Source organism: Frigoribacterium sp. VKM Ac-2859 (assembly GCF_013204925.1).
GTDB lineage: Bacteria > Actinomycetota > Actinomycetes > Actinomycetales > Microbacteriaceae > Frigoribacterium.
Genome location: NZ_JABMLC010000002.1, coordinates 211,148 through 231,275, shown reverse-complemented (window position 1 = coordinate 231,275; position 20,128 = coordinate 211,148). Strand labels below are relative to the sequence as shown.

21 protein-coding genes, 2 tRNA genes and 1 riboswitch are annotated in these 20,128 nt (G+C 71.7%); of the genes, 12 read left to right on the top strand and 11 right to left on the bottom strand.

All coding sequences use genetic code 11. The features are described from left to right. Positions 1–55 precede the first annotated feature (55 nt). From HQQ78_RS08990 to HQQ78_RS08980, 3 genes are all read right to left on the bottom strand, one after another. Positions 56–349, bottom strand: coding sequence for a hypothetical protein (locus HQQ78_RS08990; RefSeq protein ID WP_056048488.1), 294 nt, complete (start codon positions 347–349; stop codon positions 56–58). A gap of 176 nt (positions 350–525) precedes the next feature. Beyond that, entirely contained in the window at positions 526–1,233 is a 708-nt protein-coding gene (locus HQQ78_RS08985) for a hypothetical protein (RefSeq protein ID WP_173152610.1), read from the bottom strand. A 121-nt stretch (positions 1,234–1,354) separates the two neighbouring features. Further along, complete coding sequence (locus tag HQQ78_RS08980; protein ID WP_173152607.1) at positions 1,355–2,287, bottom strand: alpha/beta fold hydrolase; 933 nt, start codon at positions 2,285–2,287, stop codon at positions 1,355–1,357. A 168-nt stretch (positions 2,288–2,455) separates the two neighbouring features. On the opposite strand from HQQ78_RS08980, the gene HQQ78_RS08975 reads away from it, so the two are divergent. Beyond that, entirely contained in the window at positions 2,456–3,124 is a 669-nt protein-coding gene (locus tag HQQ78_RS08975; RefSeq protein ID WP_173152604.1) for an NUDIX domain-containing protein, read from the top strand. A gap of 10 nt (positions 3,125–3,134) precedes the next feature. On the opposite strand, the gene HQQ78_RS08970 is transcribed toward HQQ78_RS08975, so the two are convergent. Then, on the bottom strand, positions 3,135–3,497 hold the full coding sequence (locus HQQ78_RS08970; protein WP_173152601.1) for a YnfA family protein: 363 nt from the start codon (positions 3,495–3,497) through the stop codon (positions 3,135–3,137). 229 nt (positions 3,498–3,726) lie between these two features. Between HQQ78_RS08970 and HQQ78_RS08965 the strand changes: the two genes are divergently transcribed. Further along, positions 3,727–4,167: a hypothetical protein gene (locus HQQ78_RS08965; protein ID WP_173152598.1), complete on the top strand. Its 441-nt coding sequence runs from the start codon at positions 3,727–3,729 to the stop codon at positions 4,165–4,167. A gap of 4 nt (positions 4,168–4,171) precedes the next feature. Here the strand turns inward: HQQ78_RS08965 and HQQ78_RS08960 are convergent, their stop codons facing one another. Next, positions 4,172–4,570, bottom strand: coding sequence for a hypothetical protein (locus HQQ78_RS08960; RefSeq protein WP_173152595.1), 399 nt, complete (start codon positions 4,568–4,570; stop codon positions 4,172–4,174). 73 nt (positions 4,571–4,643) lie between these two features. Then, a riboswitch (TPP riboswitch) is annotated at positions 4,644–4,752 on the top strand. Between HQQ78_RS08960 and HQQ78_RS08955 the strand changes: the two genes are divergently transcribed. The 4 genes from HQQ78_RS08955 (at position 4,748) to HQQ78_RS08940 (ending at position 8,347) form a co-directional block, all read left to right on the top strand. Beyond that, positions 4,748–5,410 carry an ECF transporter S component gene (locus HQQ78_RS08955; protein ID WP_173152593.1) on the top strand — a complete coding sequence of 221 codons (663 nt, stop codon included), beginning with the start codon at positions 4,748–4,750 and terminating at the stop codon, positions 5,408–5,410. (Overlaps the previous riboswitch by 5 nt.) Positions 5,411–5,434: 24 nt before the next feature. Further along, positions 5,435–6,946 (top strand): ATP-binding cassette domain-containing protein, encoded by a 1,512-nt coding sequence (locus HQQ78_RS08950; protein ID WP_307785106.1) that lies wholly within the window; start codon positions 5,435–5,437, stop codon positions 6,944–6,946. After that, positions 6,943–7,737: an energy-coupling factor transporter transmembrane protein EcfT gene (locus HQQ78_RS08945; protein ID WP_173152591.1), complete on the top strand. Its 795-nt coding sequence runs from the start codon at positions 6,943–6,945 to the stop codon at positions 7,735–7,737. Before HQQ78_RS08950 ends, HQQ78_RS08945 begins: the two co-directional genes overlap by 4 nt. Further along, positions 7,730–8,347, top strand: coding sequence for an ATP-binding protein (locus HQQ78_RS08940; protein WP_254065152.1), 618 nt, complete (start codon positions 7,730–7,732; stop codon positions 8,345–8,347). Before HQQ78_RS08945 ends, HQQ78_RS08940 begins: the two co-directional genes overlap by 8 nt. On the opposite strand, the gene HQQ78_RS08935 is transcribed toward HQQ78_RS08940, so the two are convergent. Beyond that, on the bottom strand, positions 8,303–10,528 hold the full coding sequence (locus HQQ78_RS08935) for an acyltransferase family protein (protein ID WP_173152589.1): 2,226 nt from the start codon (positions 10,526–10,528) through the stop codon (positions 8,303–8,305). The two genes, HQQ78_RS08940 and HQQ78_RS08935, sit on opposite strands and share 45 nt — an antisense overlap. Before the next feature lie 42 nt (positions 10,529–10,570). On the opposite strand from HQQ78_RS08935, the gene HQQ78_RS08930 reads away from it, so the two are divergent. Continuing rightward, positions 10,571–12,196 carry a glycosyl hydrolase family 28-related protein gene (locus HQQ78_RS08930; protein WP_173152587.1) on the top strand — a complete coding sequence of 542 codons (1,626 nt, stop codon included), beginning with the start codon at positions 10,571–10,573 and terminating at the stop codon, positions 12,194–12,196. Between the two features lie 12 nt (positions 12,197–12,208). Here HQQ78_RS08930 and HQQ78_RS08925 read toward each other — a convergent pair whose 3' ends face one another. From HQQ78_RS08925 to HQQ78_RS08905, 5 genes are all read right to left on the bottom strand, one after another. After that, positions 12,209–12,526: a metallopeptidase family protein gene (locus HQQ78_RS08925; RefSeq protein ID WP_173154727.1), complete on the bottom strand. Its 318-nt coding sequence runs from the start codon at positions 12,524–12,526 to the stop codon at positions 12,209–12,211. 407 nt (positions 12,527–12,933) lie between these two features. Beyond that, a tRNA-His gene (locus tag HQQ78_RS08920) sits at positions 12,934–13,006 on the bottom strand. 59 nt (positions 13,007–13,065) lie between these two features. Continuing rightward, positions 13,066–13,686 (bottom strand): oligoribonuclease, encoded by a 621-nt coding sequence (gene orn, locus HQQ78_RS08915; protein ID WP_173152585.1) that lies wholly within the window; start codon positions 13,684–13,686, stop codon positions 13,066–13,068. A gap of 78 nt (positions 13,687–13,764) precedes the next feature. Next, on the bottom strand, positions 13,765–15,033 hold the full coding sequence (locus tag HQQ78_RS08910) for an MFS transporter (protein WP_173152583.1): 1,269 nt from the start codon (positions 15,031–15,033) through the stop codon (positions 13,765–13,767). Beyond that, positions 15,030–15,503 carry a MarR family winged helix-turn-helix transcriptional regulator gene (locus HQQ78_RS08905; protein ID WP_056048448.1) on the bottom strand — a complete coding sequence of 158 codons (474 nt, stop codon included), beginning with the start codon at positions 15,501–15,503 and terminating at the stop codon, positions 15,030–15,032. Before HQQ78_RS08905 ends, HQQ78_RS08910 begins: the two co-directional genes overlap by 4 nt. A 95-nt stretch (positions 15,504–15,598) precedes the next feature. Between HQQ78_RS08905 and HQQ78_RS08900 the strand changes: the two genes are divergently transcribed. The 5 genes from HQQ78_RS08900 to HQQ78_RS08880 all read left to right on the top strand — a co-directional run bounded on the left by HQQ78_RS08900 (position 15,599) and on the right by HQQ78_RS08880 (position 19,984). Further along, complete coding sequence (locus HQQ78_RS08900) at positions 15,599–15,883, top strand: oligoribonuclease (RefSeq protein ID WP_148053715.1); 285 nt, start codon at positions 15,599–15,601, stop codon at positions 15,881–15,883. 84 nt (positions 15,884–15,967) lie between these two features. Further along, entirely contained in the window at positions 15,968–16,228 is a 261-nt protein-coding gene (locus HQQ78_RS08895; RefSeq protein WP_173152580.1) for a thioredoxin family protein, read from the top strand. 97 nt (positions 16,229–16,325) lie between these two features. Then, the gene (locus HQQ78_RS08890; RefSeq protein ID WP_173152577.1) at positions 16,326–17,624 is read left to right on the top strand and encodes a bifunctional glycosyltransferase family 2/GtrA family protein; all 1,299 of its coding nucleotides are present in this window, start codon (positions 16,326–16,328) and stop codon (positions 17,622–17,624) included. Continuing rightward, positions 17,621–19,732 carry a glycosyltransferase family 39 protein gene (locus HQQ78_RS08885; RefSeq protein WP_173152574.1) on the top strand — a complete coding sequence of 704 codons (2,112 nt, stop codon included), beginning with the start codon at positions 17,621–17,623 and terminating at the stop codon, positions 19,730–19,732. Before HQQ78_RS08890 ends, HQQ78_RS08885 begins: the two co-directional genes overlap by 4 nt. Before the next feature lie 176 nt (positions 19,733–19,908). Next, positions 19,909–19,984: transfer RNA gene (locus HQQ78_RS08880), tRNA-Arg, on the top strand. Positions 19,985–20,128 lie beyond the last annotated feature (144 nt).

The following is a 20,128-nucleotide window of genomic DNA, read 5'->3' as shown; positions in this document are numbered from 1 at the left end:
CGACACCCGGGTGATCCGCCGGGGCTCCCCGGGCGGATCATCACGACGGCCGTGGTCAGCCGCGGCGGAGCAGGTGGGCGGTGACGGCGGCCTGCCACGAGTGGCCGTAGCGGGTGGTGCCGGCCGCGGTGCGGACGACGAACGCGCCGGCGCGGTAGGCCAGTCGCCCGTGGCTGACGAGCTGCTCGCCGAAGCGCTCGGCGATCGACCACGTGTCCGACGACTCGAAGCTGATCGCCACGGGGAACCGCGAGCGGGGCAGGTGCACCTCGACGGGCGCGGCGTGGGGATGCGTCGGGAGGTGCCCGAGGAGCATCGGGGGAGTCAGGGGGGAGGCGGTGGGGACCATGGGGTTCCGTTCGTCGGTCGGCGGCGTGGCCAGGGCAGAGGAAACCCCCTCGCGCAGGGGAGCGCGAGGGGGGCCACCGGGATGACCGGTCCTCGACGGAAGGTGAGGGCCGGCGCGTCGCCACGGAGACGACCCGGGGGCCTGCCGACCCGGAGGCCGGCAGGCGGGGGTGTTGCTTATTCGGTGGCGACGGTGATCTTCGCGACGCCGACGAGCATCTCGTCCTGGACGGCGTCGGTCTTGAAGGTCTGGTTCAGCAGGGCGGCGGCGTCGGGGCTGACGTGGACCGTGGTGCCCTCGAGGACGGCGTTGGAGCCTTCCATCTGGATGGGCTTGAGCGTGCCACCGTAGAGGTTGAAGAGGTAGGCGTCTTCGGCGGCGACGGTGCCGTTGGCGGTGACGGTGCCGTAGAGCTTGCTCTCGCCCGGGTCGATGCGGAAGTCGGTGAGTTCGACGACGGTGCCGTCGGCCGAGGTCAGGCTGAGGCCGGAGCCGTCGTGGTCGATCTCGCCCTGGACGTAGGGGCGCACGTCGCTGTCGGGGCCGTAGTAGTCGACGTTGCCGCCCGTGATCGGGAACGCGAACGTGCCGTCGGTGAAGGTCGCGGTGCCGACGACGCCCGGGGTCAGGCCGAGCGAGGTGATCGCGTCGACGAAGGACGCGTCCACGGCGACCTGGGTGTCGACGCCGTTGCTGAGGTCGGCGATCGACGCGGCGGGCGTCGACGCGGCGCTGGGCTCGGAGGACGACGAGCTCGACGAGGAGGACGTGTCGGTCGAGGTGCCGGAGTCCATCGAGCACGCGGCGAGGGAGAAGAGCAGGGCGCCCGAGGCGACGAGGCCGAGGGTGGTCTTGGTGATGTTCTTGCGAGTGAAAGCGTTCATGGTGAAGCTCCTTGTCAGTTGGTCCCGGTGGGGATGTACTGGGTTCGCCACCGGGCCCGAAAAGGATTGGAACGCATCTACTTCGTTACCCCGCCGTGACCTCCACCCTTCCCGTGCTGCCTCACCCGGCGAGGAACTCGTCGGTGTCGTCGGCGATCCGAGTCGACTGCGTGTGGTGCAGGTAGTGGTCTCCGTCGAGCGCGACGACCTGGCCGCGGTCGACGCTCGCCGCTTGGGCCTCGTGCAGCTCGAGCCACCCGTCGTCGTCGGCGCCGTTCTGCACCACGAAGAGAAGGACCGGCAGGTCCGCCGGGAACGTCCGTCCGCTGACCGACGCGAAGTTGATCGCTGCGTGGTCCATCTCGTCGAGCAGGGTCGGAGCGGTCGAGTTCTTCGTGGTGAGGAAGCGCATCTGTTCTTTCGTGCCCTCGTCGTACGGCAGTCCGGCGTAGGCGTCGCCGGCGAGTGCGTTCGCCACGCGGATCAGACCCAGGCCGCGAAGCGTGGTCAGTCCGTCGGTCGGTACGGGGTCCTCCGCGCCGGGCTGGTCGGGGACGCTGCTGTCGATCCCGATGAAGGCCGTGACTTCGTCCCCGACGAGCCTGATGTACTCGAGGGCGTAGACGCCCGAGATCGAGTGCCCCATGAGCGCGTAGCGGTCGATGCCCAGTCGGCGCAGCGCCTCGTGCACCTCGCCTGCGATGTTCTCCGCCGTGCGGGGGGAGTCGGTCTGGTCGCTCAGCCCGGTGCCGAACGGCTCCACGGCGACGACGCGATGGGTGTCGTCGAGCTCGGAGATCAGCGGCTGGAAGTCCAGGCCGGGTGCCGCCGTCCCGAGGCCCGGGAGCAGGACGATCGTGTCCGCCCCGGACCCGCTGACGACGACGTTCATCTCCCTCCCGTCGACGGGTACGAGCTCGCCGTACGAGGTGATGGCGGCTTGCTCCGACCCCGTGGCGACGACGTCGACGATCGACGTGGTCGCCAGCGTCAGGACGGGCAGGGCCACCAGGGCACCGACGGTCCAGAGGGTCACCTTCAGGGATCTACGCACGGGGTCTTCTCTCCGGGCGTCCGGGTCGGGTCCGGACGCTCCTCCGGAAGCACACCAGAGGGTGACGTCCTCGAGAAGTGCCGAGGCGTCACCACATCGTGTGACGGATGTCATCACCGGTCGTTCCCGCCCTCGCGGGTCGTCGCCCTCCGTTATTTTCGTGGGGTGATGAACTCTCGTGGCTCCCGTTCCCCCGACGGTCGCGGACGGACGGGCCTCGACCTCACCGGCCGCGACCTCGCCCGCAACCCCGACGTCGTGGTCCGCGACGTCGAGGTGACCTCGGACGGCTGGCACGTGCTCCGCCGTACCACCTTCGACGTGCGCGGTCGCGACGGGCGGTGGTCGACCCAGCAGCGCGAGACGTACGACCGCGGCAACGGGGCGACGATCCTCCTGTTCGACCCGCGGCGGGCGACGGTGCTCCTGACCCGGCAGTTCCGGTTCCCCGCCTACGTGAACGACCATCCCGACGGGATGCTGGTCGAGACCGCCGCGGGACTCCTCGACGAGGACGATCCCGAGACCGCGATCCGCCGAGAGACGCGCGAAGAACTCGGGGTCGAGGTGGGCGGGTTGATCCACGTGTTCGACGCCTACATGAGCCCGGGGTCGGTGACCGAGCGCGTGCACTTCTACGCCGCCACGTACTCGGTGGCCGACCGCACCGGTGACGGGGGTGGCGTCGAGGAGGAAGGAGAGGACATCGAGGTCCTCGAGCTGCCGTTCCGGGACGCCCTCGAGATGATCGCCGACGGGCGCATCGTGGACGGCAAGACGATCATGCTGTTGCAGTGGGCCGCCCTGAACCCGGGCCGCCTCGACCTCCCGTCCTGACCCGCGATGGTCAGGCGTCGGCCTCGGCGCCCGTCGTCGAGCTGAGCACGGGCGCGAGCACGATGATGCCGGCGCCGAGGAGGCTCACGGCCGAACCGACGAAGTCCCACGTCGTGGGCTTGAACCCGTCGACCACGATGCCCCAGGCGAGCGAGCCCGCGACGAACACGCCGCCGTAGGCCGCCAGCACCCGCCCGAAGTCCGCGTCGGGTTGGAACGCGGCGACGAAGCCGTAGGCACCCAGCGAGACGATGCCGAGCAGGGCGAAGAGCCAGCCCCGGTTCTCCCGGACGGCCTGCCAGATCAGCCAGGCGCCACCGATCTCGGCGACGGCCGCGAGGGCGAAGAGCAGGAGGATCCGGGCGACGGTCATGCTGCATCTTGACAGGCGGACCGGGGCGGCACGGTGGACCGACCGAGCGCGCCTCCTCGGGGCCGCGCGGCGTAGCGTCGTCCCGGTGGATGCTCCGGCCCTCGGCGCATCCCTCGATCGAGGGAGCGCGTTGGACGCAGGGCGGACGACGGATCCGCCAGGCATGTCACCATGGGGCGTACGCCGACCCGACCGAGCCGACGCACGCACGCACGAGAAGGGCACGATCATGGCCGACGCCGGGTTCAGCAAAGAAGAGAAGGCCGCCATGAAGCAGCGCGCCGCCGAACTGCGGGCCGAGGCGAAGCGTCAGAAGCTGGCCGACAAGTCTGCCGCCGAGGCGCAGGACGCCGCGGACGCCATCGCGGCCATGACCGACGTCGAGCGGCCCATCGCCCAGATGGTGCACGAGGTCGTCGCCGAGCACGCCCCGAACCTCGCCCCCAAGACCTGGTACGGCTTCCCCGCCTACGCCCGGGAGGACGGCAAGGCCGTCGTGTTCTTCCAGCCCGGCGTCAAGTTCGGCACGCGCTACTCGACCCTCGGGTTCCAGGACGGTGCGCAGCTCGACGACGGCACGCTCTGGGCCACCTCGTACGCGGTGACCGGCGCCGACGACGCGACCCGCGCCTCCGTCGCCGCCCTCGTCCGGAAGGCCGCCGGACTCTGACGCGTCAGTACGCGTCGGCCGACAGGGCGATCAGCAGGTAGGCGACCGGCCCGGCGAAGGCGAGGAGCACCGCCAGGGTGACGGCGGTGATCGGCAACCCCATCAGGCGCTGTCGGAGGGCGAGTGAGACCACGCCGACGACGACCGTCACGACCGCGAGGACCAAGCACAGCACCGACGCCACCGTCGCGACGCCGAAGGCGTGGATGCCGTACGCCGCCGCCTCGCCGCGGTAGGAGTGGATCATCGGCTGGAGGACGACGAAGGGGACGACCCCGGTGACGACCACGAGCACCACCGAGGTGATCGGCAGGACGAGCCGGGCGGGGTGGCGTGGCCGAGGGCGGGCCGGGCCCGGCGGCGGAGCCGGAGGCGCGGGCGGTGCGACGGGAGGCCAACTCATGCCGCCACCCTAGGCGGACCGTTCGGTCGACGCCGTCGCGGACGCGTCCCTCGGCCCGGCGCTATGATCGTCCCCACAACACACGGGAGTCCGGTGAGCCGGGCTGAGAGGAAGCGAACCACGCTTCGACCGTCGAACCTGATCTGGGTCATGCCAGCGCAGGGAGGAGAAGAACAGATGGCCACGTCCACGCCCGAAAACCGTTCCACGGCGGCTCGCGACAGGTCGACCGGCTTCACGCCGAAGGCTCGCACCACCCCCACCCGGCGCTGGCGCGTCGTCGACATCGTGGTGGCCAGCGTCATCGGCGTGGCCGCCGGCGTCGTCTTCTGGGCCTGGGGCCTGGCCTACACGCCCATCGACAGCGTCCTGAGCTTCTCGGGCGGCTTCGAGGGCATCCTCAACGGCGGCTGGCTCTTCGCCGGCGTCCTGGGCGGCATCGTCATCCGCAAGCCCGGGGCCGCCGTCTACACCGAGGTCGTCGCGGCGGTCGTCTCGATGCTGATCGGGACCCAGTGGGGCTTCTCGGTGCTCATCTGGGGCATCGTCCAGGGCCTGGGCGCCGAGATCGTGCTCGCGGTCTTCCTCTACAAGTCGTGGCGGATCGGCACGGTTCTGCTCGCGGGTGCCGTCGCCGGCCTCGCCGTCGGCCTGATGGACACGAGCTTCGCCTCGGCCGCCGCCTACGCCGCCGGTTCGAAGACGATCTACGTCGTGACCTCGGTCGTCTCGGGCACCGTCATCGCCGGCCTGCTCTCGTGGCTCGCGGCCCGCGGCCTCGCCCGCACGGGCGCGCTCTCGCGGTTCGCCTCGGGACGCTCGGCGGACGCCCGGATCTAGGCGCGCCTCCTCGTGGTCCTTCCCGTGAGCGGAACGAGCGGCGGACGGCCGGCGGTGGACGCGGGTGCCCGCGTCACCGCCCGGGGCTGGGGGTGGCGGCACGCCGGTCGTCGCCTGCCCGCCGTCTCGCAGCTCGACCTCGACGTCGCCCCCGGTGAGCGCGTGCTGCTGCTCGGCGCGTCCGGCGCCGGCAAGTCGACGCTGCTCGCAGGCCTCGCCGGGGTGCTGGGCGGAGACGACGAGGGCGACGAGGCCGGCGACCTGCTGGTGGACGGCCGCGCCCCCGCCGAGCAGCGCGGCCGGGTCGGCCTCGTCCTGCAGGACCCCGACTCGCAGGTCGTCCTCGCCCGCGTGGGCGACGACGTCGCGTTCGGCTGCGAGAACCTCGGCGTGCCCCGCGACGAGATCTGGCGCCGCGTCGGGCATGCCCTCGACGCCGTCGGGCTCGACCTCCCGCCGTCCGCGTCCACGTCCGAGCTGAGCGGTGGCCAGAAGCAGAGACTGGCGCTCGCCGGGGCCCTCGCCATGCGTCCTGGCCTGCTGCTCCTCGACGAGCCGACGGCCAACCTCGACCCCGAGGGCGTCGTCGAGGTGCGCGACGCCGTGGCCCGCGTCGTCGCCGACACCCGGGCGACGCTGGTCGTCGTCGAGCACCGCGTGTCGGTCTGGCTGCCCGTCGTCGACCGCGTCGTCGTGCTCGACTCCGGTGGGGGAGTCCTGGCCGACGGTCGCCCCGACGACGTGCTGCGTGCCGAACGCGACCGCCTCGTCGCCGCCGGGGTCTGGGTGCCCGGCGCCGCGCCTCCTGCGCCCGTCCGGTCGCGCACGACCGGTGACCGGTTGGTGACGGCGTCGGGTCTCGACGTGGGGCACAAGGGGCCCAAGGGCCGCGCGGTGGCCACGGGCATCGACCTCACGGTCGTCGAGGGGCGGGCGCTCGCGGTGACCGGCACGAACGGCTCGGGCAAGTCCACGCTCGCCCTCACCGTCGCGGGGCTGCTCGCCCCCGTCGCCGGAGTCCTCGAGGCCACGCCGTCGTTCGCCGACGGCGCCGGTCCGTCTCCGATCCGATGGAAGCCCCGACAGCTGCTCACCCGCGTCGGCACCGTCTTCCAGGACCCGGAGCACCAGTTCCTGACGGCGACCGTCCGTCGTGAGCTGGCGGTGGGTCCGGAGGCGCTGGGCGCGTCCCCGAGGGAGGTCGCGTCGCGCGTCGACCACCTCCTCGACCGCCTGCGGCTCGACCACCTGGCCGGTGCGAACCCGTTCACGCTCTCGGGCGGCGAGAAGCGCCGGCTCTCGGTCGCGACCGTGCTCGCCTCGCGCCCGTCGGTGCTCGTGCTCGACGAACCGACCTTCGGGCAGGACGCCCGCACCTGGCACGAGCTCGTGGTCCTGCTGGCCGACCTGCTCGACGAGGGCCGCGCAGTCGTCGCCGTGACCCACGACGCGGAGTTCGTGGCGGCCCTCGCCGACGACGTGCTCGACCTGAGCGCCCACGCCCGCCGCGCCGACCCCGTCGAGGCGCGTCGATGAGCGTGCTCACCCCGGTCGTGGCGACCGGCGTGGTCGGGCGCGTCAACCCGGTCGCGAAGCTGCTCGCCGCCGTCGTCCTCGCGCTCGCCCTCCTGCTGTCGATCGACTGGGTCTCGGCCGGCACCGCTCTGCTGCTCGAGGGGCTGTTGCTGCCCTTCGCCGGTCTGTCGGCCCGGCAGCTGCTCGCCCGTACGGCGCCGCTCTGGATCGCCGCCCCGACGTCGGTCGTCGCCATCGCCCTCTACGGACGCGACGGCGGGGCGTCGGTGGTCGAGTGGGGGTTCCTCTCGGTGACCGAGGGGTCGCTGGCCCTCGCCGGCGCGATCGGCCTGCGCATCCTCGCCGTCGGCGTGCCGGGCATCGTGCTGTTCGCGACGACCGACCCGACCGACCTGGCCGACGGTCTCGGGCAGGTGTTGCGGCTGCCGGCGCGTTTCGTGCTGGGGGGACTCGCCGGGTTGCGTCTGGTCGGGCTGTTCATGGACGACTGGCGCCAGCTCGCGTTGGCCCGACGGGCCCGGGGCGTCGCGGACTCGGGCGGCCCGATCGGTGCGCTGAGGCGGTTCGGACAGCAGGCGTTCGCGTTGCTCGTGCTGTCGGTCCGACGCGGCAGCAAGCTCGCCACCGCCATGGAGGCCAAGGGCTTCGGCAGCGACGCCCCGCGCACCTGGGCGCGTCCGTCGTCGTTCGGCCTGCGGGACGTCGTCCTCGTCGCCATCGGCGTCGTCATCGCCGCCACCTCGGTGACCGCGGCCGTCCTGGCCGGCACGTGGGAGTTCGTCCTTGCCTGAGCACGTCGTCGTCGACGAGGCCGTCGACGTCCTGCTCCGCCGAGCCGAGGAGGCGCGGGTCGGTTCGCGTCGCGTGGTCCTGTTGATCGACGGCCGCTCGGGTTCGGGCAAGACCACGCTCGGTCGTGCGGTGGCCGCCGCGTGGCCCGACGACCGGCTGGGCCCTGCACGGCTCGTGCACCTCGACGACGTCTACCCGGGCTGGTACGGGCTCGAGGCGGCCTCCCGGGCGCTCGAGACGTCCATCCTGTCGCCGGTCGCTCCGGGATGGCAGCGGTGGGACTGGGAGCACGACCGCGCGGGGGCGTGGGAGGTGCTCGACCCGGCCGTCTCGCTGATCGTCGAAGGGGCCGGGGCGGTGACCCGCGCCTCCTCGTCGCTCGCCGACGTCCGCGTCTGGCTGGAGCTCGACGCGGACACCCGTCGGCGACGGGCCCTCGACCGCGACGGTGCCGCCTTCGAACCGTGGTGGGACGTCTGGGCCGCTCAGGAGGATCGGCACCTCGCGCGCTCGTCGCCCCGGGAGCTCGCCGACGTGGTCGTCTCGGCCGGGTGGTCGCCGACCTCAGAGCACGCCCCGGGCTTTGAGCAGGTCGCCCAGGACGGGTGACACGGCGAGTGCGAACGCGGTCGTGAGGTGGACGCGATCCTCTTTCACGGGGACGTCGCCGACGAACGCCGGACAGAGGTCGCTGACGCAGGTCAGCACACGCAGGTCGACCAGCACGCCGCCGATCGACTCGAGCACGTCCTGATCGGCGGCCGCGCGGTCGATCCAGGTCCGGGACGTCCGGGAGATGCAGTCGACGGGGCTGCCCCCGCGCCGGAAGCACGACGCGATGTCGGCGTCGTCCGGCGGCGGAGTGAGGACGACGACGGACCCCGCGGCCTCGGCCAGGCGCCGGGCGTAGGCGCCGAAGCCCTCGGACCACCGATCGGGCGTGATCGTGCCGCCCCCGTCCTCGGAGAGCGTCTGGTACGAGTTGGTCACGAGGACGACGTCGGGGTGCGTCTCGTCGATCAGGGCGAGGGTCTGGTCGTTGTGCGCCCGGCAGGACTCGAGGATGCCCGTGACGTCGTTCTGGACGCGGATGTCGACGAACGGGCAGGCGAACTTGGCCCGGTTGACGAGGGTGAACCCGCTCTCGGCCGACTCGGCCAGGGGGACGAGCGCGTCGAGGTGGTGCATCGCCGTCGAGTCCCCGACGAGCACCACGGTGGTGCTCGCCGAGGGAGAGGACCACGAGCAGTCGTCCGGGGTGAGGCCCTGGGCCTCGGCGTCCCCGCAGGCGAGGTGCGGGCTGCCGGTCCGCGTCCCGTCGAGGACCGACTCGATGCTCGGGTCGAGCTCGGGCCACGAGGTCGCCGACAGCGCCCTGCCCACCTCGCCGGACCACTCGTCGACCGACGGGACGTCGAGGCCGTCGGAACCGTCCGGCCCGCCGGGCTCGGCGGGCCCGCCGGGCTCGCCGGTCGTCCCCCCTGCGGCACCGACGGGGCCCCCGTCGGTCGACGCGGAGGGCAGGACGGGTGGAGCGGCGGCGGGGCGGACGGCGTCCACGGCGAGGACGGTGGCCGTGAGGGCGGCCACCGCGAGCAGCGCTGCCCCTCCGCGCCGGTAGGTCGATCGATGGTCTCGTCTCCACCGTCGCCAGGCGTGCGCGGGTGGTCCCGGCTCGAGCAGGGGCGAGGTGATGAACGGTCGTTCGACCAAGTGGTAGGTCAGGGCGGACAGGACGAGGGTGGACACGAGGACGGCCGGCCAGAGCCGGGCCGGTTCGTCGCCGAGCACCGACGTGCCGACGACCAGGGCGACGAAGTGCCAGAGGTAGATCGAGTACGAGAGGTCTCCCACGATCATCACGGGCCGGCCGGCGAGGGGCCCGAGCCACGGTGTGCCGGCGCACCCCGTGCCCGAGGCGAGGACGAGCAGCGTGGCCGCCACGGGCAGCAGGGCGCCGGGGGCCGGGAACGGGACGGTGCTCGTCGTGACCCAGGCCGAGGCCACGACGCCGACGAGGCCGACCCACGCCAGGGCCGGACGGAGGACGGCGGGGAGCCGGGTCATCGTGGGGGCCGCCGTCGCGAGGAGCGCTCCGAGCGCGAGCTCCCATGCGCGGGTCAGGCTCGAGAAGTAGGCGACGGTCGGCGACGTCGTGGACTGGTGCCAGGCCCACGCCAGCGATCCGAGCACGAGCACCAGCAGCAGGACCCCCAGGGCGACCCTCGGGACGGTCGGCCCCTTCCGTCGCCGGGCGACGGCGACCGCGGCGACGACCACGACGGGCCAGACCAGGTAGAACTGCTCCTCGACGGCGAGGGACCAGTAGTGCTGGAAGGGCGACTCGGGGCCCTGGGCGGCGAAGTAGTCGGTCCCGGTGGCGGCGAAGTGCCAGTTCGCGAGGGACGCGACGGACCAGAGCGCGTCGATCGCCGCCGACGCCCCGCGGGACGAGCCGACGACGAGCCAGGTGGCCGCCGTGCCCAGGACGAGCACCAGGACGCTCGCCGGCACGATGCGGCGGATGCGTCGTCGCCAGAAGGCCGCGATCGAGATCCGTCCGTGACGATCGGCCTCGCGCAGCAGGAGCCCCGTGATCAAGAACCCCGACACGACGAAGAACACGTCGACCCCGACGAATCCGCCGGCGGGCCGCCCCGTGACGTGCTCGAGGACCACCATCGTCACGGCGAGGGCCCGGAGGGCCTGGATGTCGAGACGGTGGGCGGGGGCGGGACGGCGAGAGGCGATGTTCTGGTCGATGGTGTGCACCCGATCTTCTGACGACATGTGGTGAGGCATATATTACCCACGCTCGTGTACCCTGCCGTCATGACCGATCCACTCGACGAGACGCCGATCCGATCGCGTCGCGGTTTCCTGCTCGTCGGTGCGGCGGGCATCGCGGCGGCCGGTGCCGCGGCCGTCGCCCCCGGCGCCCATGTCGCTCGCGCCGACGACGGGCCGCCCTCCGACGGGCCGCCCGCCGACGGTTCCGGGGCGGTGCCGGTTGCGGAGGTCGGGACGTCGGACGACCGCACGGGGGTCGACGTCCGTGACCACGGTGCCGTCGGCGACGGTCTGACGGACGACACCGCCGCCTTCGCCGCGGCCGTCGAGGCGGCCAGGGTGGTCCGGGGGCGTGTGCTCGTCCCGGCGGGCACGTACGTCGTCGACTCCGTCACGGTGCCCCTGTTGGTCTCGATCCAGGGCGCGGGGGCCGACGTCAGTCGGTACGGGGCTTCCACCGACGGTGGCGTCACCATCCGGCACCTCGCCCGTTCGACGAGGCCGATGCTCGTCGTCGACGGGAACGGTGTCACGCTCGAGGGGCTGACCCTGCAGGGCAACGGCTCGGCGGCACCCCTCGTCCAGGTCGTGAACGGGTTCGAGTCGCGCTTCGACAGGGTGCAGTTGGCCGGCGTGGCCGGAACGGCCCTCCTCGTCGAGCGCGTCAACAACAACCTCTGGTCGGATCTCTTCGTCAACAACTGCGGGTCGGCCGACGCGGCCGCGGTCGTCGTGCGGTCACCGGCGTCGGGTGGGTCGAACACGAACACGTTCACCTGCGTGAACCTGCACATCGAGGGCAGTGCGAACGTCGCCCTCGATCTCGCCTGGGGTTCGACCGCCGAGTACTTCGTCGAGTTCGTGAGGCTGATCGCCCCGCACATCGAGACGTTGCAGCGGGCTGGATCGGGCGGTGACGCGACCGTGCGCATCGGCAACGTCCGGCAGATCGAGTTCGTCGCCCCGACGATCTACGGTGGCCCGGGTCCCCTGATCGAGCACGACGAGAGGCGACGTCGTGGCGTCGACATCGACGGCGGCATCCGACTGCTCGGCGGTGCCCTGCTCGGCGCGGACCCTGCCCAGGTCGGAGCGTCGACCGTGCTGGTGCGGCTGACCAAGGGCGACGACTTCGCCCTGGTGGGCACCCGTCTCGGTCGCTTCACGCAGGCAGGGGTCGAGTTGGGGGAGGGGTACGGCTCGCGGTTCGCCGTCGATCCGACGACACGGATCGCCACGACCGGCTCGGCCGTCGACGTCGTCGACCGACGAGAGGTCGAGGCTCGGCCGCTCTGGGCCTGGGGTGGCGACCTCGCGGTGGGACGTCGGTTGCTGGGTGCCCTCGGTGGCCCCTCGCCCGTGGCGTCGGCCATGGGGCGGAACGGCGACGGCGCACCGGCTCCCACCCTGTCGGGGTCCGATCTGAGGGGAACGCTCGGCTTCGGTTCGGGTCGGGCCCGTCGTCCCGGCACGCAGGTGCGGGTCCGCTATTCGAAGCCCTTCGCCACGGCGCCGGTGGTCTCGATCTGTCCGGCGTCGAACACGGCTGCGTCGGCCCAGTTCTTCGTCGTCTCGCGACCCGACGCCTTCGACGTCGAGATGGTCGGTGACCTCGAGGAGGGCCTCCCGGCCGACGCCTACCGGTTCACGTACCAGATCATCGGCTGACGGCGGCCTCCGTCAGGCCCAGCCGAGTTCGTGCAGTTGGTGGTCGTCGATCCCGTAGAAGTGGGCGATCTCGTGGACGAGCGTGACGTGGATCTCGTCGGCGAGCTGGTCGAGGTCGTCCACGGCGGCGAGGTGCGGTTCTCGGTAGAGGATGACCCGGTCGGGTAGTTCGCCGAAGCCGTACTGTCCACGCTCGGTCAGGGCGACGCCGTCGTAGAGGCCGAGCAGGTCGAGCGTGCCGTCCTCAGGGCGGTCTTCCGTGACGAACACGACGTTGTCGAGCCCGTCGACCATGTCGTCGGGCAGCAGATCGAGTTGGTCGACCACCATCGCGTCGAACGCCTCCGCGCTCACCTCCGCCGGGTCGATGCCTGCTGCCGGTCGTTCGTCGGCATCCAGCGCGTCGTCGCCGTTCTCGGGGGAGTCGTCCACCCTCTCACTCTCGCACGCCCACACGGCCTGTCGCTGGACGCTGCCCCTCGCCCACGACGAGCGCAGCGATGCGGCAACCCGCCAGGCCGTGACCGCGACGAGCGCAGCGAAGTCCTGACCCTCGACGTCTCGGATGCGCTCGCGCATCAGAGACCGAAAGGCCCCAGAACCCAAAAAATCCCCTGCCCATAGGAGGGCAGGGGATTTCATTTGGGACGTCTCGGATGCGCTCGCGCATCAGAGACCAAAAGGCCCCAGAACCCAAAAAATCCCCTGCCCATAGGAGGGCAGGGGATTTCATTTTGGGTGAGTAACGGGGCTTGAACCCGCGGCCTCCTAGACCACAACCAGGCGCTCTACCAGCTGAGCTATACCCACCATGTGTCGTTTCCGACGATGCTGTCGACTGCCGAGGCGATCGCAACGAGAAGACTCTACTACAGCCGGGGGGCCCATTCGTCCACGACGGCCTTCGAGATCGCCTGGACGTCCTCGGTGGTGGGACCCGGGTCGGCGACGAATCCGGCGCGGCGGTAGTACTCGAGTTCGCGGATGGATTCGAGGATGTCGGCGAGGGCCCGGTGTCCGCCGTGTTTCTGCGGAGCGTTGAAGTACACGCGGGGGAACCAGCGGCGGGCCAGCTCCTTGATCGAGGACACGTCGACGCTGCGGTAGTGCAGGTGGCCGTCGACGCGCGGCATGTACTTGGCGAGGAACGCGCGGTCCGTGCCGATGGTGTTGCCGGCGAGGGGTGCGTGCTGCTCGGTGGGCACGTACTTCAGGATGTACTCGAGCACCTCGAACTCGGCCTCGGCGAGGCTGACGCCGTCCGGGATCTCGTCGATGAGGCCGGACGAGCGGTGCATCTCGGTGACGAAGTCGCCCATGTTGTCGAGGGCGGTCTGGTCCGGCTTGATGACGATGGCGAAGCCGGGGTGCACGGGCTTCAGGTCGAAGTCGGTCACGACCACGGCCACCTCGACCAGTTCGTCGACCGAGAGGTCGAGCCCGGTCATCTCGCAGTCGATCCAGACCAGTCGGTCGTTGCTCGTAGCCATTCCGCGAGTCTAGTCCGGTGCCCTTCCGGCACCGCGCCTCCTGGACGGGGCCAGGGCAGGAGGCGCGGTGCGGTCCGGTCAGATCGCCTCGCCGGCTCCGATGGCCTCGGCTTCGACGCGAGCCGGTTCGGGGCCGTCGTCGACCCGGCGCAGGGCCCCGCGGGCGGCGACCACGACGACGAACGCCACGGCGACGCTCGCGGAGGCGAACACGTAGGCGGCACTCGGGTCGATGGTGTCGGCGAGCAGGGTCGCGACGGGTGGGGCCACGGCGCCGCCGAGGAAGCGCACGCCCGAGTAGGCGCTGGACGCGACCGAGCGGGGCAGGTCGGTCGCCTCCATGACGGACTCGGTCAGCACCGTGTTGAGCACGCCGAGCACCAGGCCGCCGACCACCACGCAGACCACGAGGGCGGCCGGCGTCCTGACGACGACCGCGGCGGCGGCGAGGTCGAGCGCGAGCAGGGGGAGTGCGATGCGCAGCACGGTCGTCCGACGCAGGCGTGCGGTCAGCAGCGGGGCGACCCAGACCGAGGTGATCGCGAGGCCGACGCCCCAGCCGAAGAAGGTGAACCCGATGCCGAGAGCCCCGAAGCCCAACGGGTACGGCGTGTACGCGAGCAGGACGAAGAATCCGATGTTATAGAACAGGGCGGTCGCCGCGAGGGCGCCGAGGGCCGGGCGGCCCAGGGCGCGGAACGGGGCGGACAGCGTCGTGGGCGTGGGTTTCTCCATGGCGCCGCCCTTGAGGAACAGCACGATCGCGATGAAGGCGATCGCCATCAGGGTGGTGACGCCGAAGAACGGGCCGCGCCAGCTGACCGAGCCGAGCAGGCCGCCGATCAGGGGGCCGATGGCGATGCCAAGTCCGAGGGCCGCCTCGTAGAGGATGATCGCCGAGGCCGTGCCGCCGGATGCCGCGCCCACGATCGTCGCGAGGGCGGTCGAGATGAACAGGGCGTTGCCGAGCCCCCAGCCGGCACGGAAGCCGATGATCGACCAGACGTCGCCACTGGTGGCGGCGAGCAGGGCGAAGAGCACGATCAGGGCGAGCCCGATCAGCAGGGTGCGCTTGGCGCCGAGTCGACTCGACACCCAGCTGGTGAAGAACATCGCCACGCCCGTGACGGCGAGGTAGCTCGTGAAGAGCAGTTCGGTCTGGGTCGGGCTGGCCTTCAGCGACTCGGCGATGGCGGGGAGGATCGGGTCGACGAGCCCGATGCCCATGAAGGCGACGACGCAGGCGAAGGCGATGGCCCACACGGCGGTCGGCTGCTTCAGGATGCTCGGCCCGGCTCCGTGCGCGGTGCCGGAAGAGGACGAGGAGCTCGAGGCGGAGGCGCTCACGCGAACACCGCCTCGGCGTCGGAGTGGACGTCGGCGTGGCCGGCGGCGCGATGGCCGACCCGTGACGCCAGGAGGCGGGTGGCGTGCTCGAGCACGGCCCACTCGTCGTCGTCCAGGTCGGCGAAGAGGCCGCCGAGCGAGTCGGCGAGTTGCCCCCGCCACTCGACGAGCGCCGCCGTGCCCTTGTCGGTGATGGCGATGAGCCACGCTCGGGAGTCGTCGGTGTCGGCGATGCGCTTGACGAGCTCGTCCTCGGCGAGGCCTCGGAGGAGCTTGGTCATGGTGGGCTGCGACACGCGACTGGCCCGGGCGAGGTCTCCGACGCGGAGCTCGCCGTCGGTCGTCAGGATCGAGAGCGTGCGCCACACGGCGGGTGAGGTGGTGCGGCCGGTCTCCTGCGCGGCGATGCGCGTCAGGCGATGGGTCGACGTCAGGAGGGATTCCAAGATGTCTGTCGGCTGGGGAGTCATCCCTCAAGTGTATAGCCAAGCTATATAGCTTGGCTATGCGGTTTCGCCGAACGAAGCTGGGCGCCGACTCCGTGCCTCCTGGTAGACCTGTGGACATGACAGACAGCAAGCCCACCGTGGCCGAGGGTTCCGAGTACGTCGTCTTCTTCGACGGCGGTCCGAGCGACGGCTCCACCGACACCCGCATCAGCACCGACGGCTCGTACGACGAGCAGATCACCGACTTCGTGTTGATCGACGGCATGGAGACCGGCATCGTCTACACCGCCACCGAGGCCAAGATGGTCGGCGAACAACTGCAGGTCCACTACTCGCTCGACGCGAAGGACAGCGACCCCGTCGTCGACCCGGAAGACCGCAACGACGACCGCGACAACTGACGTCGGCGGCCCCGGCCGCACCGACTCACCAGACCGCAGGAGGCGCGGGGGAAGTTTCCCCCGCGCCTCCTCGTTGTCCCCGGCATGATGCTCGAGCTCTACACGTCGGCCTTCTGCGGTCCCTGCCACGCGGCCAGGGCGGTCGTCGCCGAGGCGAAAGGCCTCGTGCCCTCGCTCGTCGTCGACGAGGCCGACGTCGCCGCCCGGCCCGCCGACGCCGAACGGCGCGAGGTCCGGAGCACGCCCACCATCGTGGTCACGCGGGACGACGGCGAGGTGGTCTTCCGCTCACCGGGCGTGCCGACGTTGGACCGCCTGCTCGGGGCCCTGGCCCTCGCGATCTGATCGCGGGACCCCTGTCATGGAAGGCCCATAGGATCTCCGCGGCGTCGCCATCGACTGATGCGAGGCCGCTGATGGCGTGGCGACCGATCGTGGTCCCATGCCTGACACCGACATCCTGCGTCTCGACATCGTGGTGCCCGTCTTCGACGAGGCCGCCACCCTCGAGGCCAGCATCACGAGCCTCCATGACCATTTGACCCGCCACGTCACCGAGACCTGGCGCATCACCGTGGCCGACAACGCCAGCACCGACGGCACGCCGGCCCTCGCCGACGACCTCGCCCGACGCCTGCGGTGCGTGACCGCCGTCCACCTCGCCGAGAAGGGCCGAGGCCGTGCCCTCAAGCAGGTCTGGGCGGCCTCGCCCGCCGACGTGCTGGTCTACCTCGACGAAGACCTCTCCACCGACCTCTCTGCGCTCGGCCCGCTCGTCGCACCGTTGCTCTCCGGCCACTCCGACCTCGCGATCGGCACCCGGCTGAGCCGGTCGTCGCGGGTCGTGCGCGGCGGCACGCGGGAATTCGTCTCGCGCAGCTACAACTTCCTGCTGCGTCGCACGATGGGGGTCGGGTTCAGCGACGCCCAGTGCGGCTTCAAGGCGATCCGGCGCGAGGCCGCCGAGCGACTGCTGCCCCTCGTCGAGGACACCGGGTGGTTCTTCGACACCGAACTGCTGATCCTCGCCGAGCGCTCGGGCCTGCGCATCCACGAGGTGCCGGTCGACTGGGTCGACGACCCCGACAGCTCGGTCGACATCGTCTCCACGGCCGCCGCCGACCTCAAGGGGATGCTGCGCGTGGGCACGGGCATCGCCCGGGGCGCGATCCCGGTCCAAGCGGTGTACGACGCGATCGGGAGGCGTCCGTTCGAGCCGCCCGCGCCTCCGACGTTCTTCTCGCAGGTCGTGCGGTTCGGCGTCGTCGGGGTCGCCTCGACCGCCGCGTACGCGCTGCTCTACCTCGGCGCGCAGCAGGTGATGCCGGCCCAGGCGGCGAATTTCGTGTCGTTGCTCGTCACGGCCGTGGTCAACACGGCCGCCAACCGGCGGTTCACGTTCGGGGTACGGGGGGCGTCGGGCGTGGCGCGACACCAACTGCAAGGGCTGATGGTCTTCGTACTCGCCTGGGCGCTGACCTCGGGGTCGCTCGTCGTGCTGCACGCCGCGGCTCCCGCGGCCGACGCGCAGGCCGAGCTGCTGGTCTTGACGGCCGCGAACCTCGTCGCGACCGTCCTGCGCTTCGTGCTCTTGCGCGTCTGGGTGTTCCGGTCGGAGGCGACGCACGTGACGCCGGGACCGGCCGACGAGCGGGTCGGTGTCGCCGACCCCGTGTCCGACCTCGCCACCCGCGTCGCCGCCGTGGCCGGCGACGACGACGTCACGGTGGTCGGTCGATGAGCGCCGGGACCACGCCGGTGCCGCTGACCGATCGACGCTCGCCGTCCGGGTCGGCCGGCCCGCGCCTCCGTCCGCTCGCTCGTCGCCTGGTGCGCGGGCGTGAGGACGCGGCACGGTGGGAGCGACCGGCGTTCCTCGCGCTGCTGGTCGCCACGGGGGCTCTCTACCTGGTGAACCTGTCGGCGAACGGCTGGGCGAACTCGTTCTACTCGGCCGCGGTGCAGGCCGGTTCGCAGAACTGGGAGGCGTTCCTCTACGGCTCGTCCGACGCCGCGAACTCGATCACGGTCGACAAGCCGCCCGCGAGCCTGTGGGTCATGGCGTTGTCGGTCCGGGTGTTCGGACTGTCGTCGTTCAGCATCCTGCTGCCCGAGGCACTGATGGGCGTCGCGACCGTCGGACTCGTCTGGGCCACGGTGCGGCGGCACTTCTCGGGCGTCGCCGCGTTCGTCGCCGGTGGAGTCCTCGCGCTGACCCCGGTCGCCGCGTTGATGTTCCGCTTCAACAACCCCGACGCGCTGCTCGCGCTGCTGCTGACCCTCGCCACGTACCTGACGCTGCGCGGCGTCGAGACGGGCCGCGTCCGTTGGGTCGTCTGGGCGGGCGTGGCGATCGGCTTCGGCTTCCTGACCAAACAACTGCAGGCGTTCGTCATCCTGCCCGTACTGGCCGGGGTGTACCTCGTCGCGGCGCCCGTCTTGCTGCGCAAGCGGCTGCTGCACCTGCTGGCCGCGCTCGGTGCGGTCGTGGTGTCGGCCGGCTGGTGGGTCGCCCTCGTCGAGCTGGTGCCCGCGGGCATGCGGCCGTACGTCGGCGGCTCGCAGACCAACTCGTTCCTCGAGTTGACCTTCGGCTACAACGGCCTCGGACGGCTCACGGGTGACGAGACCGGCAGCGTGACGGGCGGGGGCGGCGGCACCGGTGCCGCCACGACAGGCCTGTGGGGCGAGACCGGCATCACCCGGCTCTTCACGGGCGAGTTCGGGGGCCAGATCACCTGGTTGCTTCCCGCCGCCCTCGTGATCGGCGTCTCGGCACTCGTGCTGCTCGGCTGGCGACACCGGACCTCGGCCCGTCGGGCGACCCTGCTGCTGTTCGGGGGCTGGACGGTGCTGACCGCCCTCGTCTTCAGCTTCATGTCGGGCATCTTCCACGCGTACTACACGGTGGCGCTCGCCCCGGCCATCGCGGTCACCCTCGGGGCTGCGGCCGACGTGTTGTGGCGACGACGGGCCCGGTCGTGGGTGCGGATCGTGCTGGCGGCGTCGGCTCTGCTCACGGGCGTCTGGGCCTGGGTGCTGCTCGGACGGGCGGAGTCCTGGCAGCCGTGGCTCCGGTACGTCGTCGTCGCGCTCGCCGTCGTGGGCGCCGTGCTCGTGCTGCTGCCGCGACGGGGCCGGGCGCTCACGGCGGCGACCCTCGCCGTGCTGCTCACGGGCGGCCTGCTGGCTCCGGCGGCCTACTCGGTCGAGACCGTGTCGACGGCCCACACCGGTTCGATCGTCACGGCCGGGCCGACCGTGTCGGGTGGCACGGGCGGGTTCGGCGGTGGTGGCGCGGGCGGCGCCGGCGGCTTCGGCGGTCGCGGCGGGGCCGTTGGTGGCGGGCCCGGTGGCGCGGCTGGCGGAACGCCCCCGCAGCTGCCGGGCGGCACCGGCGGGGGAGCGGGCACCGGCACCGGCACCGGCGCGGGAACCGCAGGAGGCGCGGGTACGGCCACGCGCGGACTCCCCGGTGGCGGGGGCGGAGCCGGCTCGCTGCTCGGCTCGGGCTCGGTCAGCGACGAGCTCGCTGCCGTGGTCGGCGCGGACGCGGACCGGTACACCTGGGTCGCCGCGGCCGTCGGGTCGAACAGCGCGGCGGGCTACCAGCTCGCGACGGGCGACCCGGTCATGGCGGTCGGCGGATTCAACGGCAGCGACCCGTCACCGACCCTGGCGCAGTTCGAGCAGTACGTCGCCGACGGGCAGATCCACTGGTTCGTCGGAGGTACCGTCGGGCAGTCGAACGGCGGCAGCTCGTCCTCGAGCGAGATCGCGGCCTGGGTCGAGGCGAACTTCTCCTCGACCGAGGTCGACGGGGTCACGCTGTACGACCTGACCAGCTGACCGACCGGACGTCGCCACCGGTCCGCCTGGCCGCCCCGCACCTCCGGGGCGCGCGAGACACCGCGTTTCGTGCACCGCACCGCGACTAGTCGGGGCGCGGTGCACGAAACCCGGTGCGGAGCCTGGCTGGACCGCTACCGGGACGGAGGAGCGGGCACGGTATCGTGGTCGGGTTCGCCCCCGTAGCTCAGCGGATAGAGCAGGAGCCTTCTAATCTCTTGGTCGCAGGTTCGATTCCTGCCGGGGGCACCACGCCACCCATGATCTACGCGGTGCTTCTCATCTCTTGGTCGCAGGTTCACGGTGCTGATGACGCTGGCTGCCGGGGGCACCACGCCACCCATGATCTACGCGGTGCTTCTCATCTCTTGGTCGCAGGTTCACGGTGCTGATGAC

Coding starts and splice junctions, on each gene's coding strand:
- HQQ78_RS08935 (WP_173152589.1), bottom strand. CDS start 10,528: ATGTCGTCAGAAGATCGGGTGCACACCATCGACCAGAACATCGCCTCT.
- HQQ78_RS08985 (WP_173152610.1), bottom strand. CDS start 1,233: ATGAACGCTTTCACTCGCAAGAACATCACCAAGACCACCCTCGGCCTC.
- HQQ78_RS08955 (WP_173152593.1), top strand. CDS start 4,748: ATGGCCACGTCCACGCCCGAAAACCGTTCCACGGCGGCTCGCGACAGG.
- HQQ78_RS08895 (WP_173152580.1), top strand. CDS start 15,968: ATGATGCTCGAGCTCTACACGTCGGCCTTCTGCGGTCCCTGCCACGCG.
- HQQ78_RS08975 (WP_173152604.1), top strand. CDS start 2,456: ATGAACTCTCGTGGCTCCCGTTCCCCCGACGGTCGCGGACGGACGGGC.
- HQQ78_RS08965 (WP_173152598.1), top strand. CDS start 3,727: ATGGCCGACGCCGGGTTCAGCAAAGAAGAGAAGGCCGCCATGAAGCAG.
- HQQ78_RS08945 (WP_173152591.1), top strand. CDS start 6,943: ATGAGCGTGCTCACCCCGGTCGTGGCGACCGGCGTGGTCGGGCGCGTC.
- HQQ78_RS08890 (WP_173152577.1), top strand. CDS start 16,326: ATGCCTGACACCGACATCCTGCGTCTCGACATCGTGGTGCCCGTCTTC.
- HQQ78_RS08905 (WP_056048448.1), bottom strand. CDS start 15,503: ATGACTCCCCAGCCGACAGACATCTTGGAATCCCTCCTGACGTCGACC.
- HQQ78_RS08970 (WP_173152601.1), bottom strand. CDS start 3,497: ATGACCGTCGCCCGGATCCTCCTGCTCTTCGCCCTCGCGGCCGTCGCC.
- orn (WP_173152585.1), bottom strand. CDS start 13,686: ATGGCTACGAGCAACGACCGACTGGTCTGGATCGACTGCGAGATGACC.
- HQQ78_RS08990 (WP_056048488.1), bottom strand. CDS start 349: ATGGTCCCCACCGCCTCCCCCCTGACTCCCCCGATGCTCCTCGGGCAC.
- HQQ78_RS08960 (WP_173152595.1), bottom strand. CDS start 4,570: ATGAGTTGGCCTCCCGTCGCACCGCCCGCGCCTCCGGCTCCGCCGCCG.
- HQQ78_RS08900 (WP_148053715.1), top strand. CDS start 15,599: ATGACAGACAGCAAGCCCACCGTGGCCGAGGGTTCCGAGTACGTCGTC.
- HQQ78_RS08925 (WP_173154727.1), bottom strand. CDS start 12,526: ATGGTGGTCGACCAACTCGATCTGCTGCCCGACGACATGGTCGACGGG.
- HQQ78_RS08885 (WP_173152574.1), top strand. CDS start 17,621: ATGAGCGCCGGGACCACGCCGGTGCCGCTGACCGATCGACGCTCGCCG.
- HQQ78_RS08930 (WP_173152587.1), top strand. CDS start 10,571: ATGACCGATCCACTCGACGAGACGCCGATCCGATCGCGTCGCGGTTTC.